Source organism: Micromonospora sp. RTGN7, from assembly GCF_033804645.1.
GTDB lineage: Bacteria > Actinomycetota > Actinomycetes > Mycobacteriales > Micromonosporaceae > Micromonospora.
This window is the reverse complement of the sequence record NZ_JAPZLF010000004.1, coordinates 374,148-389,584: the sequence shown is the minus strand read 5'-3', so window position 1 is coordinate 389,584 and position 15,437 is coordinate 374,148. Positions and strand designations below refer to the sequence as shown.

The window sequence follows — 15,437 nt, the reverse complement described above, 5'->3', positions numbered from 1 at the left end:
CGGACCGACCCGACCCGGCAACGGTCACCCCTCATCAGCTTCCCTCCCCGTCCCCACCGGCGTTTTCGCCGGACCCGGATCGTCCCCGCCGACGGCTGCGCAGCCCCCCAGGATCGCTGGTCTGGTTGGGGAACCACAGGAATTCGGCCGTCGGGTCCCCTGTCTCGTCGATCAGCCGGCGCAATGACCGGAGCAGCAGTTTCCGTGGAACGGCGTCGAGATCCGCCGGATCGAGTTCTTCGGCATTGAGAAGATGAGATATCAGCGGCTTGTCGCTGCTGCTCATCCCTTCCGACATGTCTCGTCCAACCTTCTCGAGGCCACCACTTCGAACGGCACAGTCAGCGTTCCGCCAGTAACATATCGTAGCGTTCATCGATGTTCACCCGTCGCTTCGGTGGACTGCCGCATGGCCGGGGGAGGGCGCGGGTGCGGGCCGACCGGCACGAGATGTCCTCCGGGACGTTCCTGACGATCGCCCGTGGCGGTGGCGGGCCCTCCGCCGTCCGGCGGCTGCTGGCCGGTCAGCACAGCCGCAACCTGCTCGCCCTGCGGGAGGTCGTGGAGCTGACCGAGGACCTCCGCCACCCGCACGCCGGACTGGTCCGGCGGGCCTGGCGCGACCTTGGTGAGCTGCGACGCTCGGCCCCGCAGCCGGCCCGGCAGGTGCTCACCTACCCCGCCGTGAGCGCCTGGGTGGCACAGACCCTGGCCGCGTTGCGGGCCGGCGACAGGCCTACCGCACAGCCCGCCATGCTCGGTCCGGTGGCCGCGGCGGCAGCCCTGCGGGCGGGCCTTCCGCTGCGTGTCGCCTTTCCGACAGGCCCGTCGGGCGCGGCGTTCGCCCTGCCGACGCTGGGCCTCGTCCGGACGCCCGCCCCGCCCGACGGCACCCGCACCGGTACCGGATCGCGGGTCGTCGAGCTGGTCGTGGGCGGAGCCGACGGCACGGTGGCGCTCGACGGCGTCACCATCGTCCCGGCGGCGCACCGGGCCGGCCGGGCGGCGGGTGCCGGCGCGGAGCCCGACGAGCCGGTGTGGTTCCGGACGCCCGTGCTGCGGGCCGGTGGGCGGGCGGGGCTGCGGCTGCGCCTCGACGACCTGGGGTCGGTGGCCCGCCCTGCCGCCGCCGTCCCGGTGGGCCCGGCCGACGCCGGTGCCTGGCGGGCCCGCCTGGCGCCGGCCTGGCGGCTGCTGGCCACCCGGCACCGCCGGTACGCGGACGAGCTGGCCGCCGCCGTCTCCATGCTGATGCCGCTGGCCGGAGACGGTACGGGGCCGCCGGCCCTGGCCAGCGGCGGGCGGGACGGCACGCCCCGGGAACGCGGCGCGGAGCTGGTGAGCGGAACCTTCCCGGCCGGAGTGGGCTGCATCGCGATCGCCGGCCACGGCGACCCCCAGACGCTGGCCGCCACCCTCGTGCACGAGCTGGCGCACAACAAGCTCGCGGCGCTGGACGACCTCTTCGCGCTCGTCGAGGCGGCCGACGGGGTTCGGCTGTCCGTGCCGTGGCGGGCCGGCCTGCGGCCGCTGCCGGCACTGGTGCAGGGCCTCTACGCACACGTACGGGTGGCCGACTTCTGGCGGCGGCAGCGCCACGTCGAGACCGAGCCGGGCCCGCTGCTACGGGCCCAGGTCGAGTTCGAGCGCGTCCGCCGGGCCTGCCAGGACGTCGCCGGGCAACTGCAGGCCGGCGACGGCCTCACCCGGTACGGGCGGCTGTTGGTGGCGCAGCTAGACGACGTGCTGGCCGGCTGGCGACGGGAGACGGTACCCCGGCGGGCCGCCGCGCTGGCCGGGCGGACGACCGAGTGACGCCGGACGCCGTCGCCGGTGAGCGCGGCGGCGGCCGGAACGCCAGGATCGGGCCGACACGGCGGCGGCAGCCGGAACGCCAGGGTCCGGTCGACGCGGCGGCGGCCGGAACGCCGCCACCGCGTCGGATCGATCAGCCGCGCAGGAGCTGGCGGGCCATCACGACCCGCTGGACCTGGTTGGTGCCCTCGTAGATCTGGGTGATCTTGGCGTCCCGCATCATCCGCTCGACCGGGTAGTCGCGGGTGTAGCCGTAGCCGCCGAGGAGCTGCACCGCGTCGGTGGTGATCTCCATCGCGGCGTCCGAGGCGAAGCACTTGGCCGCCGCGCCGAAGTAGGTCAGGTCGGCGTCGCCCCGCTCGGACTTGCCGGCGGCGGCGTACGTCAACTGCCGGGCCGCCTCCAGCTTCATGCCCATGTCGGCGAGCATGAACTGGATGCCCTGGAACTCGGCGACCGCCTTGCCGAACTGCTTGCGCTCCTGGACGTACCCCTTGGCGTAGTCGAGCGCGCCCTGGGCGATGCCGACGGCCTGCGCGGCGATGGTGACCCGGGTGTGGTCCAGGGTCTTCATCGCGGTGGCGAAGCCGGTGCCCTCAGCGCCGATCATGCGGTCGGCCGGGATCCGGACGTTGTCGAGGTAGACCTCGCGGGTCGGCGAGCCCTTGATGCCGAGCTTCTTCTCCGGGGCGCCGAAGCTGACCCCCGGGTCGGACTTCTCGACCACGAACGCCGAGATGCCCTTCGATCGGGCAGTGGGATCCGTCACGGCGAAGACCGTGTAGTACTCCGAGACGCCGGCGTTGGTGATCCACCGCTTCACGCCGTTGAGCACCCAGTGGTCGCCGTCACGAACGGCCCGGGTGGTCATCGAGGCAGCGTCGCTGCCCGCCTCCGGCTCGGAGAGGCAGTACGAGAACATCGCCTCGCCGGCGGCGACCGGGGTCAGGTACTTCCGCTTGAGCTCCTCGGAGCCGGCCAGGATCAGCGGCATGGTGCCCAGTTTGTTCACCGCCGGGATCAGCGACGACGAGGCGCAGGCGCGGGCCACCTCCTCGATCACGATGGCCGTGGCCAGGGCATCTGCCCCGGCGCCCCCGTAGGCGACCGGGATGTGCGGTGCGTGGAAGTCGGCCGAGCGGAGCGCGTCGTAGGACGCCTTCGGAAACTCGCTGGTCTCGTCGGCCTCGGCGGCGTGCGGAGCCACCTTTGCCGCACAGACCTCACGCACCGCCTCCCGGATCGCCTCGTGCTCCTCGGGCAACCGGTAGACGTCGAACGACTGCTCTGCGGCCATGTCGGCCCCTCCCCTTCACCGCTATCATGCGCAGTCTGTAGCGTCTCGGAACCTCCGACCGCGCAGACTGAAGGATAGCGACCAGCGCCCGGCTGATCCTTACCGCCGCGTAGGCTCGGGCCTGACGGAGGCCTCGGCGGGGCACGGGCGACCACAGAACGACACAATTCCCCTTAGGTGCCCGGCCCAGGCGCCGCAGTCGATTGCGACGCGAGGAAGCGCCGCCAGCGCGAGCGGAGAAGACAGGCGTGACGATTCCGTACCCGAACACCCAACCGATGCCGGCCATCGCCGCGGTGACCCCGCCGTCGGGCGCGGCCCGGCCCCGGGTCACCTTCCTCGGCACCGGGTACCTCGGCGCGACGTACGCCATCTGCTACGCCGAGTTGGGCTACGAGGTGCTCGGCTTCGACGTCGACGTGGAGAAGATCGCCAAGCTGAACGCCGGCGAGGTGCCGATCCACGAGCCCGGCCTCGACGAGTTGCTGCGGCGCAACCTGGCGGCCGGCCGGCTGCGGTTCAGCACCGACATCGCCGAGACCGCCGAATTCGGCGACGTGCACTTCATCTGCGTGGGGACCCCGCAGCGCGCCGACGGGATGGGCGCCGACCTGTCGTACGTCGAGGCGTCCGTGACCAGCCTGGCCCAGCACCTCACCCGCAAGGCGCTGATCGTCGGCAAGTCCACCGTCCCGGTCGGCACCGCCGAGTGGGTGGAGCAGCTCGTCGGCAAGCACACCCCGGCCGACCTCGGCGTCGAGGTGGCGTGGAGCCCGGAGTTCCTCCAGGAGGGATTCGCCGTCGACGACGTGCTGCGCCCCAACCGGATCGTGGTGGGCGTCAAGAGCGAGTGGGCCAACGGCATGCTCTACGCCGCCCACAAGGGCGTGTTCGACCTGGCCGCCACGGAGGACCGGGAGGTCCCGCTGGTGGCCACCGACTTCGCCACCGCCGAGCTGGTCAAGGTCGCCGCGAACGCCTTCCTGGCCACCAAGATCTCCTTCATCAACGCGATGGCCGAGGTCTGCGAGGCCTCCGGCGGCGACGTCACCCAGCTCGCCCGCGCCATCGGGTACGACCCCCGGATCGGCAACCGGTTCCTCCAGGCCGGTCTCGGCTTCGGCGGGGCCTGCCTGCCCAAGGACATCCGCGCCTTCCAGGCCCGCGCGCAGGAGCTGGGCGCCGGGGAGGCGCTGCGCTTCCTGCACGAGGTCGACCTGATCAACCTGCGCCGCCGGACCCGGGTCGTCCAGCTCGCCGCCGAGCTGCTCGGCCGCCGCACCGGCCCGGCCGGCCCGGACCTGTCCGGCACCCGGATCGCCGTGCTCGGCGCGACCTTCAAGCCCAACACCGACGACGTACGCGACGCCCCGGCGCTCGCCGTCGCCGGGCTGCTCGGCAAGGCCGGGGCGGACGTGCACGTGTACGACCCGCAGGGCACCGAGAACGCCCGACGGGTGGCCCCCGAGCTGACGTACGAGCCCAGCATGGCCGACGCGGTGACCGGCTCGGACCTGGTCTGTGTGCTCACCGAGTGGGCCGACTTCCGCAACGCTGACCCGGTGGCCCTCGGTGAACTGGTCGTCGGTCGACGGGTGGTCGACGGTCGCAACTGCCTCGACTCCACGCTGTGGACGCAGGCCGGCTGGGAGTACCGGGGCATGGGCCGCCCCTGACCGGCGACACGACACCGGTGACGGCCGGCCGCGGACTCGTCCGGGGCCGGCCGTCACTCTTCTCCCGGCCGCGCCGCGCGCCCATCCGGCCGGTCCCCGCCCCGTCGCGGCACCGACTGTGCTCTTTTAGTAACCGCTGACCCGCCGACAGGTGTCGAAATCCACGCCGGCTCAGGGCATGCTGCGACAGTGGGAGTCCACAGTGCGGGCCAGCTGGGTGGAGGAGTGTCGTGCAGACCTTTCAGTGCTCCTCGTGCAGCCGGGAGATCACACCGGCCGCCCAGTGCCCGCACTGCGGCGCGCACCAACCCCAGTGGGCCGGGCACCTGGCGGACGTCGAGCGCTCGATCGCCGACATGAAGGCCCGCGACGCCGCCATCGCCGCCGAGCAGCGGCAGATCGCCGCGAAGATGCAGGCCGCACTCTTCCAGCGGGACATCCTCACGCACGCCGATGAGGAGCGAACCAAACAGTCCTCCCGGCCCCGGCGGGTGCTGCGCCGCCGGCCCGGTCGCCGCCCGCCCACCGCCACCGCCGGTGCGCCGCCCCGGCTGCCCCGGCAGGGCGCGGCACCGCCCGGGTCGGAGGACCCACCCCCACCCCCGCCCTCGGCGGCCCGCTGGTTGGACGCCGATGACCCGGAACACCCGCCGGAGGCGTCCTCCCGGGAGGTCCAGAACATTCCCCTCGGGCTGGGCGCGCTGCTGCTCGCCGTCGCCGCGGTGGTCTTCGCCGCGGTGGCCACCAGCTCGATGGACGCCCTGTCCCGGCTCGGCATCCTGCTCGTCGCGACGGTGCTGCTGCTGCTCTTCCCACCGGTGCTGGCCCGGCGCGGGCTCACCTCGACCGCCGAGACCATCTCCGCCGTCGGCCTGCTGCTGGTGCCGCTCGCCGGGTACGCGCTGTGGGCGGTGGACCGGATCGGCGGCGCGTCCGGGGCGATCTTCGCCGGGGTGATCTTCGCGGTCACCGCCGCCGTCAGCTTCGGCTACGCGCTCTGGACGGGGCTGCGTGCACCCCGCTTCGCCGCCGTGCTGGCCGTGCAGCCGGTGCTCCCGCTGCTGGCGTACGACCGGGTGACCGGGCCGGCCGGCTGGGCGCTGGTGCTGATCGTGGTCGCCGCCGTGGACCTGGCGCTGGCCCGCTCTCCGGTGACCGTCGAACGGTCGGTGCGCGAGGACCTGCCGCCCGCTCCGACCGCGCCGCCGCCCCGCCGGTCCACCGACGACGGCCGGCCGGAGGGTGCCCCGGAGGAGTCCGGCGAGGTCCTCGACGCCACCGGCGGGGGGCCCGCCGGTGCGGCGGCGACCCGGCCGGTGCCGAGGCTGGGTGCGCTGACCTGGCTGCTGCACGGCGCTGCGGTGGCGCTGGCGCTGGCGTACGCGGTGACCGCGCTGCTGCGCGCCGGCACGGTGCCGACGGCGGCCGGGGCGGGCGCGGTGCTGTTGTTGGCCGCGCTGGTGGGCTTCGGCGGGGCGCTGGTGCTGCGCCGCCCGCCGCTGCCGGACGTGGCCGCCGGCATCCTCACCCTCGCGGTGATCGGCGCGCTGGGCCGGGTCGCCTCGGTGGCCTTTCCCGGCCGGTCCCTGCTGCTGATCGCCGCGGTCATCACGCTCACCGGGCTGGCCGTCCGGGCCCTGCCGGAGGGCGCTCGACGCGGTCCGCAGCTCGCCTCGGCGGCGGCGCTCACGGTCAGCGGCCTGGTGGTGGCCGGCGGCGCGCTGCGCGCCGGGCTGGCGCCCGCCCGGGCGGCCACCCCGGCCTGGGCGGCGGACCTCTCGCGCTACCCGGCCGAGCTGGCCGCCTCGGTCGGGCCGGCGGCCTGGCAGCTCGCCGCCAGCGCCTTCCTGCTCACCGTCGCCGCGGTCCTGGCCCTGTCGCCGGAGATCCGCCGCGAGTTCGCGGTGGTCGGGGCGGCACTGACCGCGCTCGCCGTGCCGGCGTCGTTCGGGCTGGGCTGGGCGGCGGCGCCGTGGCCGATGGTGCTGACCGCGATCGGCATCGGCGTGGTCGGGCTCACCGCCACGACGACCCGGGCCGCCACCGTGCACGCGGTCGCCGCCGCCGTGGTGGGTCTACTCGGCGCGGGCGCGGGACTGGCCCGGCCGGCGCTGACCGCCACCGTGCTGCTCGTCCTCTTCGTAGCCGGGGCGCTGGTCGCGGTGGCCCCCAGGATCCGGATCACCTCCGCGGCCGCGGGCGTCGTCGCCGCCTGGGCCGCGGGGGGCGCGGCGTTCGCCCTGCCCGGAGCGGTCGCCGCGTTCGTCGCCGCAGCCGTGCCGACCGACCCGACGCCGACCCCGGCGAGCCTGCGCGAGGCCACCGTGCCGGTGCTGGCGGCGACCTTCCTGGCGGTCTGCGCCACCCTCGGGTACGCCGCCTTGGTGCAGGTTTCCGAGCGGCGCATCCCGACGCCGCTGGCGTTGGGCACCGGGCTCGGGGCGCTGACGGTGACCGCCGCCGCGTTCGTCGCCCCGGGGGCCACCGCCGCCGACGCCTGGGTGGGCGGGCTGCTCTTCGTGGCCGGGCTGCTGGTCTTCCTGGCACCGTCGATCGACGCGAGGCGACCGTCGGACCTCAGGCTCGACGGCTCCGACCTGGCCGCCGCTGCGGTCACCACGGCGCTGATCGCCACCCTGGTGCGGATCGGGGCGGTGCTCACCCCCGGCGGGCAGCTCGTGGTGGCCGCCGCCCTGGTGACGGTGATCGCCGTCGCGGCCCGGGCGATGCCGGAGGAGTGGCGGCGCGGGCCGATCCTCGGGCTCGCCGTCGGCGGCACCCTGATCGGGCTGCTCGCCGGCTGGAGCGCGCTGCGCGGCGGGTGGGGCGTGCTGGCCACCCCGGGCCCCATCTGGGCCGGTGACCTGTCCGGCTGGCCGGCCGCGCCGGTCGGCGGGTCCACCTGGCAGGCACCGGTCGCGCTGGCGCTGCTCGGCGTCGCGGCCGGGGTGCTGTTGCCGACCCCCTGGAAGTACGACGTCTCGGGCGTCGCCGTCGTCCTCGCCACCATCGGCGCGCCGGCCGCCTTCGACCTGCCCTGGTGGTCGCCGGTGCTGGTCGGCCTGGCCGTCGCCACGGCCTTCGGCGCCGCCGCGGCGGCCTCGATCGATCCGCGCGCCGGGCTGGCCCGGGCCACCGTGGCCGGGGTGGTCGCCCTGCACGCGGCCGGCACCGGCCTGGTCCGGCCGTGGACGACCGCGCTGGCGCTGGGCGGCGTCGTGTTGATCGGCGTCGTCGTGGCGGCCCTGGCGCGGGTGTTCGCCGCACCGTTGGTCGAGGACGTCGACGCCGACGGAATGCCGCCGCATCTGGTGCAGGTCGGCGGGGCTGCCGCCGCAGCAGCGCTCTTCGCGTTCCCCGGCGCGGTGGCCGCCCTGGCCGCCGAGTTCGGCCGGTCGCCCGAGGTGGTGCTGACCGCCGCGTTGGCCGCGTCCAGCCTGGGCCTGGCGGCGATCGCCGCGGTCCGCCGACAGGTTCCGCAGTACCTCCCCTACGCCAGCGCGGCCGTGGTGGGCGGCGCGACGGTCAGCGCGGTCGTCGCCATCGTGGTGGGCCTGCCCGCCGGGGTGTACGCGGCCGCCGCCGCGCTGCTCGGGGTGCTCGCCGAGCTGATCCGCGCCGCCACGGTGCCCCCGGCCGGGTCGGCGCGGCCGGTGCGGCGCTGGTCGATGCTGCTGAACGGCGCACTACGCCGGGTGCCGGGCGACGACGGAACGGCGATGCGCTGGCGGGTCAGCCCGGCGGCCGGTGCGCTGGCCGCTGCCGCGCTGCCCACCGCGCTGGCCGTGGCCTCGATCGCCCCCACGCTGGTGGTGGCGCTGGTCGAGCCGTACCGGTCGCTGGGCCGGGTGTGGCAGGGGCCGCCGCCGGAGCTGATCACCCCACCCGCCGACGCGGTCGACCCGACGCACGTGCTGACCGCGCTGCTGCTCACCGTGACCGCGGCCCTGGCCGCCGTCGGGTTCAGCGGTGGCCGGCGGTCCCGGGCCGTGCCGGTGGTGCTGCCCGGCGCGGCGGTGATGCTGCTGATCACCCCGATCGCGCTCGGTCGCGGCTGGCCGGAGAGCGTGCTGGCCGCGCTGTCGGTCTTCACCATCTCGATGTTGGGGCTGGCGCTCACTCCACCCCCGCCGCCGGCGGAGCGGGCCCGGTCGCTGCGTACCGCCCGGGTGCTGGTTTTCGTCATCGGGCTGGCCGGGGGTGGGGCCGGGCTGCTCGGCAGCCTGGCCACCCGGGAGTTGACCCTGTTCACCCTGGGTGGGGCGGTGGGCGTCGGCACGGTCGCCGCCCTGTACGGCATCACCCAGCGGGCCCGCATCCTGGGTTGGCTCTTCGCCTCGCTGACGGCGCAGCTCTTCGTCCTGGTCGCCGGCCTGGTAGCCGGGCTGGCTGCGGTCTGGTCGGCGTTCGGGGTACTGGCGGTCGGGGCGGCCCTGCAGGTGTTCGCCGCGACCCTGCCCCGGCTGCGCCGGCCCGAGGCGCAGCGCGAGGCGGCCACGGTGGAGTGGAGCGGGTACGCCGCCGCGCTGATCGCCCTGGCGCTGGCCTTCGACTCGCCCCGGCACATCGCCGCACTGCTTGCCGCCTGGGGCGCCGTGCTCGGGGTGGCCGCCGCCCGGCCGGGCCGTCGGCCGGTGGAGCGGCAGATCCTGTTCTGGGCGGTGGTGTTCTGCGAGATCGTCGCCTGGTGGATCCTGATGCGGGTCGCCGACGTGGCGCTGCCGGAGGCGTACACGCTGCCATTCGCGGCGCTGGCTCTGCTGGTCGGGGTGCTGGAGCTGCGACACCGGCCGGACCTGTCGAGCTGGGTGGCGTACGGGCCGGCGCTGGTCGCCGCGTTCGTGCCGACTTTGGCAATCGTGCTGGCCACCGACTCCAGCATGCTGCGCCAGGTGCTGTTGCTGCTCGGCGCGGTGGCGGTGCTGATCTTCGGCACCACCAGCCAGCAGCAGGCCCCGGTGATCGTCGGGGCGGCCGTCACCGCCATCGCGGCGATACACGCGCTGTTCAGCCTCGGCCCGTGGCTGGTGCTGATCCCGGCCGGGCTGGTCCTGCTGGTCCTCGGCGCGAGCAACGAGCGCCGACGCCGCGCCCAGGAGCGCCTCCAGACGGCGCTGCGCGGCATGCGCTGAGGCGTGGGAGAGGCCCCCGAACAGATGCCCGCCCGCTGCCGGCCCCGTCGACGGCACTGGAACAACTGGCCCGAAACGGCCACAGAGCACCGCCCTTTATCAGGAAAGCTGCGCACCAGGACGAGTGCAATTCTTGATAAAAATCGACGCAATGCACTGGTGGCGAGAATTCGGCCGGAGACGAGGCCGTATCGGGGAGTTCACCAACAGACCACCCATAAGCAGTCAACCTGACCCGCAGTAGATATTGCGACTACTTGCGGTGAGTGTTGCAACCATGCTAATTTTCTATCCGCCAAGAGTTGGCGTATATCAATATGCAGGCCCCTTGCAACCGCGCCTGCGAAAGGAGCCCCATGAGCCGAATCAAACGGACTTTTCTGGCGGCCAGCCTTGCTCTCGCCACCGCCACGGCAGCCATCCTCGTCAACACCTCTCCCGCTTCGGCCGCACCGGTCTACACCGCTATCGTCAACCGGGTGAGCGGAATGTGCCTGGACGTGCCGGGCGGCACCACCGACAACAAGAAGGCTGTCCAGCAGTATCACTGCAACGGCGGTGCCAACCAGCAGTGGGAGTACATCCCGGGCCCGTACGCCGGCTACGGGCAGCTACGCAACATCGCCAGCCAGAAATGCCTCGACGTCCGTGACGAGTCCCTCTCCCCCGGTGCCGTCATCCAGCAGTACACCTGCACCAGCGGAACCAATCAGCAGTGGACCTTCACCAGCACCGGAAACCTGCAGGTCCTGCACAGCGGTGGCTGCGCCCGCGCGGTGAGCCTGGCGTACAAGACGGGGATCGAACAGGGCGTCTGCACCTGGGGATACGTGTTCTGGGACGCGCATCTCTGACCCCGGCCGATTCACCGCAGGAAGCACACCGACGCCACCCCACCATTATCCGCATCCGAACACAGGCTGCACCGACGATCGACTCGGTAAGCAGACGCTTTCGTCCAGGAGTGGCTCCAGCGAAAACCCCGAATAGCTTGCGGAGGAGCATCATGTCCAATTTCAGACGTAGCCTACCCGTCGCCTTCGTGGCCATCCTCATCACAGCCCTCGGCGCAATTGGCGGCTCGGCACCGGCATCCGCGAAGGAGCCGGCCCCGTTGGCCGGCGTGAGCATCGTCAACCGCGCGAGCGGAATGTGCCTGGACGTGCCCGGCGGTTCCACCGAGAACAAGCTGCAGGTCCAGCAGTACAACTGCAACGGTGCCGTCAACCAGCAGTGGGAGTACCTGCCCGGCGCGTACGCCGGTTTCGGCCAACTGCGGAACGTGGCCAGCCAGAAATGCCTCGACGTCCGCGCCACCAGCACCTCGATCGGCGCGGTCGTCCAGCAGTACATCTGCATGGACGTGCCGAACCAGCAGTGGTCGTACTCGTCGGGCACCGGATACCTGATGGCCCTGCACAGCGGGATGTGCGCGGGCGTGTACAGCCTGGTGTACAAGGAGAAGGTCTACCAGGCGGTCTGCGGTGGCGGCAGCCAACTGGTCTTCACCACCTGGAACGCCAGCATCTAGCAAAACGTGCACTCAGCCCGGCCGCGACCACGCGCCGGGCTGAGTTTCGCGAGCCGGGTGGCGGTCAGCCCAGCGAGGCGTGCAGGGCGGCCTCCTTCTCGGCGACCAGCTCCTCCAGGCTGTCCTGGTAGGCGACCATGCGCGCCCGCAGCTCCTCGTCGGCGGCGGCCAGGATGCGGACGGCGAGCAGCCCGGCATTGCGGGCGTTGCCGATCGACACGGCGGCCACCGGCACGCCGGCCGGCATCTGGACGATGGACAGCAGCGAGTCCATCCCGTCGAGGTACTTCAGCGGCACCGGCACGCCGATCACCGGCAGCGGGGTGACCGAGGCGACCATGCCGGGCAGGTGGGCGGCCCCACCGGCCCCCGCGATGATCACCTTGAGCCCCCGGTCGGCGGCGGTGCGGCCGTACTCGATCATCTTGCCGGGGGTGCGGTGGGCGGAGACCACCCCGACCTCGTACGCGATCCCGAACTCGGCGAGCGCCTCGGCGGCGGCCTTCATGGTCGGCCAGTCCGAGTCGCTGCCCATGATCAGCCCGACGGTGCTCACGCTGGTCTTCTCCTCGTTCACTGGTGGCCCTCCCGCAGCAGGCGGGCGGCCCGCGCCGCGCGGGCCCGTACGTCGTCCAGGTCGTCGCCGAGCACCGTGACGTGGCCGATCTTGCGGCCGGGGCGCACCTGCTTGCCGTACAGGTGGACCTTCGCGCCCGGCTCGGCGGCGAAGAGGTGGTGCAGCCGTTCGTCGATCGACATCCCGCCCGGCTCGCCGCCGAGCACGTTCGCCATCGCCACCGCCGGGGCGGTCAGCGCGGTGTCTCCCATCGGGTAGTCGAGCACAGCCCGCAGGTGCTGCTCGAACTGCGAGGTCCGGGCCCCCTCGATCGTCCAGTGGCCCGAGTTGTGCGGGCGCATGGCCAGCTCGTTGACCACCAGCCCGGCCGGCGTCTCGAACAGCTCCACGGCGAGCAGGCCGACCACGCCGAGCGCGGTGGCCAGGTCGATGGCGAGCTGCTGGGCGGCGACGGCCCGCTCCTCGTCCAGGCCGGGTGCGGGGGCGAGCACCTCGACGCAGATTCCGTCGACCTGCACCGTCTCCACCACCGGGTACGCGGCGACCTGCCCGAACGGCGAGCGGGCCACCTGCACGGCCAGCTCCCGGCGCAGTGCCACCCGCTCCTCGACGATCAGGGTGGTCCCCCCGGCGAGCAGGGTGGTGGCCAGTTCGGCACCCCGCGCGGCGTCGTCGACCAGCCAGACGCCCCGGCCGTCGTACCCGCCCCGGGCGGCCTTCAGCACCACCGGCCAGCCCTGGGCCTCGCCGAACGCGACCAGGTCGGCGGGCGCCTCGACGGGCCGCCACGCCGGGTTCGGTGCGCCCAGCTCGGCGAGCCGCTCCCGCATGATCCGCTTGTCCTGGGCGTGCAGGAGCGCATCGGCGGGCGGGAAGAGCCTCACCCCCTCGGCGGCGAGGGCGCGGATGTGCTCGGTCGGCACGTGTTCGTGGTCGAAGGTGACCACGTCGCAGTTCTTGGCGAAGGCGCGCAGGGCGGCGAGGTCGGTGTGGTCGCCGTACTGGACGTCGGCGGCGACCAGGGCCGCGCCGTCGTCCGGGGACTGCGCGAGCACGCGCAGCGACTGGCCGAGGGCGATCGAGGCCTGGTGGGTCATCCGGGCCAGCTGGCCGCCCCCCACCATGCCGACAACAGGCAGACCGGTTCGGGTATCCATCTCGCCCGCCAGCCTAGCGGCGGCCCGCCGCCCCCTTGGCCGAGGGCCGCACCGCCCGCCGCACGGCCCGCCGGGACAGGGTGAGAAGGGAACCCTGCTATACCGCAGGCGTTAACAAGGTGCCCTTCCTTACAACTGGGCGCGGAGGTCCTCGACGGTGGTGACCGGGCGCTGGCAGACGAAACCCCGGCAGACGTACGCCGCGGGTCGGCCGTCGACCAGCAGCCGGTCGGCCAGCAGCGGCACCCCGGGCTGGTCCGGGCGGCCCGCGACGACCACCGCGCCGGGCGGGGCGTGCCGGTACGCGGCGGCGACGAGGGGATCGCCGGCCGGGTCGTCGGTCACCACGGCGATCTCGTACGGGCCGGAGAGCAGCGCCTCCCCGACGGCGGCCGCGTAGCCGGCGAACCGGGCGTGCCTGGCCACGATCGGGGCGACCGTGGCGAGGGCGGCCTCGGCGGCCTCCCGGTAGCGGTTCTCCCCGGTCAGCGCCGCGTAGGCGACCAGCGCGGCGACGATCGCCGACCGGCCGGACGGGGTGGCGTTGTCGGTCGGGTCGGCCGGCCGGGCGACCAGCCGCTCGGCGTCGTCGGCGGTGTCGTAGAAGCCGCCACCGGGGGCGGCGAAGCGGGCCAGCGCGGTGTCGAGCAGCTCACCGGCCAGCTCCAGCCAGCGTCCCTCGCCGGTGAGCTGGTGCATCGCGCAGAACGCCTCGGCCACGCAGCCGTAGTCCTCCAGCACCCCGGCCGGCGCGCCGACCACCCCGTCCCGGGAGACCCGGCGCAGCCGGCCGTCAACCAGGTGCACTCCTGCCAGGTGCTCGGCGGCGTCCCGCATCGCGCCGTCGGCGACGATGGTGACGCCCTCCAGCAGGTTGGCGTCGGCCTCCTCGTCGCCCACCCCCTGCGCCTGGACGAGGCGGACGAACTCGGCGATCGCGGTGATCGCCAGTCCGTTCCAGGCGGCCACCACCTTGTCGTCTCGGGCCGGCTGGGGGCGGTTGTCGCGGGCCGTTAGCAGCCGCCGGACGACGTCCTGCCACCGGCCGCGCACCGCCGGGTCGGCGTCGTCGACGTCCCGGGCCAGCCGCAGCACGCTCGTCCCGTGTTCAAAGGTGCCGGCCTCGGTGACCGTGAAGAGGTCGGCGGCCCAGCGGCCGTCGGACTCCCCGAGCACCTCGACGAGCTGGGCCGGCGTCCAGGCGTAGGTGAGCCCCTCGACGCCCTCGGTGTCGGCGTCCAGCGCGGAGGCGAAGCCCTCCCCCGGCCGGTGCAGCTCGTCGGCGAGGAAGCGGGCGGTGTCCCGGGCCACCCGCCGGGCGAGGGGGTCGCCGGTGAGCCGCCACAGCTGGGTGTAGACCCGCAGCAGCAGGGCGTTGTCGTAGAGCATCTTCTCGAAGTGCGGCACGGTCCAGTGCTCGTCGACCGAGTACCGGGCGAAGCCGCCGGCGAGCTGGTCGTTGAGGCCGCCCCGGGCCATCGCCTCGGCGGTGTGCCGGGCGATCTCCAGGCTCTCGGCGGAGCCGGTGCGCTGGTGGTGGCGCAGCAGGAAGAGCAGGTTCATGTGCGGGGGGAACTTCGGCGCCCCGCCGAAGCCGCCGTTGCTCCGGTCGTACTCCTTGGCGAGCTGGGCGGCGGCGGCATCGAGCAGCTCGGCGGTGAGCGGGGCAGTCGGCCCGCCGACGGCCTGCGCCCCGCCGATCGCCTTGACCACGGCGGCGCCCTGCCGCAGCACCGCCTCGCGCTGGTCCTGCCAGGCCGTGCCGACCGACTCCAGCAGCCGCACGAAGTTCGGCTTCGGGAAGTACGTGCCGCAGAAGAACGGGGTGCCGTCGGGCGCGGCGAAGACCGTCATCGGCCAGCCGCCCTGCCCGGTCATCGCCTGGGTGGCGGTCATGTAGACGGCGTCGACGTCCGGCCGCTCCTCGCGGTCCACCTTGATCGCCACGAAGCCGTCGTTGACCAGCTTGCCGACGCCCGGGTCCTCGAACGACTCGTGCGCCATGACGTGGCACCAGTGGCAGGCCGAGTAGCCGACCGAGATGAGCACCGGCACGTCACGCCGCTTCGCTTCGGCGAACGCCTCGTCGCACCACGGCCACCAGTCCACCGGATTGTCGGCGTGCTGGAGGAGGTAGGGGCTGGTGGCGCTAGCGAGTCGGTTCACCGAACGACCATATCCAGCGCCCGGTTCGACGGCACCCCGGTCCCGGACGGCCCACCCGGAGCAATTAATCGTCTTATTGACATGAA

10 protein-coding genes are annotated in these 15,437 nt (G+C 73.6%); 5 read left to right on the top strand and 5 right to left on the bottom strand.

Annotation, left to right across the window (positions count from 1 at the left end; genetic code table 11):
- Positions 1 to 34: 34 nt before the first annotated feature.
- Complete coding sequence (locus SNR22_RS08715) at positions 35 to 298, bottom strand: hypothetical protein (RefSeq protein WP_320065969.1); 264 nt, start codon at positions 296 to 298, stop codon at positions 35 to 37.
- Positions 299 to 378: 80 nt separating this feature from the next.
- On the opposite strand from SNR22_RS08715, the gene SNR22_RS08710 reads away from it, so the two are divergent.
- The gene (locus SNR22_RS08710; protein WP_320065968.1) at positions 379 to 1,815 is read left to right on the top strand and encodes an aKG-HExxH-type peptide beta-hydroxylase; all 1,437 of its coding nucleotides are present in this window, start codon (positions 379 to 381) and stop codon (positions 1,813 to 1,815) included.
- Between the two features lie 133 nt (positions 1,816 to 1,948).
- On the opposite strand, the gene SNR22_RS08705 is transcribed toward SNR22_RS08710, so the two are convergent.
- The gene (locus SNR22_RS08705; RefSeq protein WP_320065967.1) at positions 1,949 to 3,112 is read right to left on the bottom strand and encodes an acyl-CoA dehydrogenase family protein; all 1,164 of its coding nucleotides are present in this window, start codon (positions 3,110 to 3,112) and stop codon (positions 1,949 to 1,951) included.
- A 248-nt stretch (positions 3,113 to 3,360) separates the two neighbouring features.
- Between SNR22_RS08705 and SNR22_RS08700 the strand changes: the two genes are divergently transcribed.
- The 4 genes from SNR22_RS08700 to SNR22_RS08685 all read left to right on the top strand — a co-directional run bounded on the left by SNR22_RS08700 (position 3,361) and on the right by SNR22_RS08685 (position 11,451).
- Positions 3,361 to 4,788 (top strand): UDP-glucose/GDP-mannose dehydrogenase family protein, encoded by a 1,428-nt coding sequence (locus SNR22_RS08700; RefSeq protein WP_320065966.1) that lies wholly within the window; start codon positions 3,361 to 3,363, stop codon positions 4,786 to 4,788.
- A gap of 230 nt (positions 4,789 to 5,018) precedes the next feature.
- Positions 5,019 to 9,920, top strand: coding sequence for an SCO7613 C-terminal domain-containing membrane protein (locus SNR22_RS08695; RefSeq protein WP_320065965.1), 4,902 nt, complete (start codon positions 5,019 to 5,021; stop codon positions 9,918 to 9,920).
- 356 nt (positions 9,921 to 10,276) lie between these two features.
- Positions 10,277 to 10,774, top strand: a complete 498-nt coding sequence (locus SNR22_RS08690; RefSeq protein ID WP_320065964.1) for an RICIN domain-containing protein — start codon at positions 10,277 to 10,279, stop codon at positions 10,772 to 10,774.
- A gap of 152 nt (positions 10,775 to 10,926) precedes the next feature.
- Positions 10,927 to 11,451: an RICIN domain-containing protein gene (locus SNR22_RS08685; protein ID WP_320065963.1), complete on the top strand. Its 525-nt coding sequence runs from the start codon at positions 10,927 to 10,929 to the stop codon at positions 11,449 to 11,451.
- Positions 11,452 to 11,515: 64 nt separating this feature from the next.
- Here the strand turns inward: SNR22_RS08685 and purE are convergent, their stop codons facing one another.
- The 3 genes from purE to SNR22_RS08670 form a co-directional block, all read right to left on the bottom strand.
- Positions 11,516 to 12,007 (bottom strand): 5-(carboxyamino)imidazole ribonucleotide mutase, encoded by a 492-nt coding sequence (gene purE / locus SNR22_RS08680; RefSeq protein ID WP_320066023.1) that lies wholly within the window; start codon positions 12,005 to 12,007, stop codon positions 11,516 to 11,518.
- Positions 12,008 to 12,024: 17 nt separating this feature from the next.
- On the bottom strand, positions 12,025 to 13,185 hold the full coding sequence (locus tag SNR22_RS08675; RefSeq protein ID WP_320065962.1) for a 5-(carboxyamino)imidazole ribonucleotide synthase: 1,161 nt from the start codon (positions 13,183 to 13,185) through the stop codon (positions 12,025 to 12,027).
- 129 nt (positions 13,186 to 13,314) lie between these two features.
- On the bottom strand, positions 13,315 to 15,351 hold the full coding sequence (locus tag SNR22_RS08670; protein WP_320065961.1) for a thioredoxin domain-containing protein: 2,037 nt from the start codon (positions 15,349 to 15,351) through the stop codon (positions 13,315 to 13,317).
- Between the last annotated feature and the right edge of the window lie 86 nt (positions 15,352 to 15,437).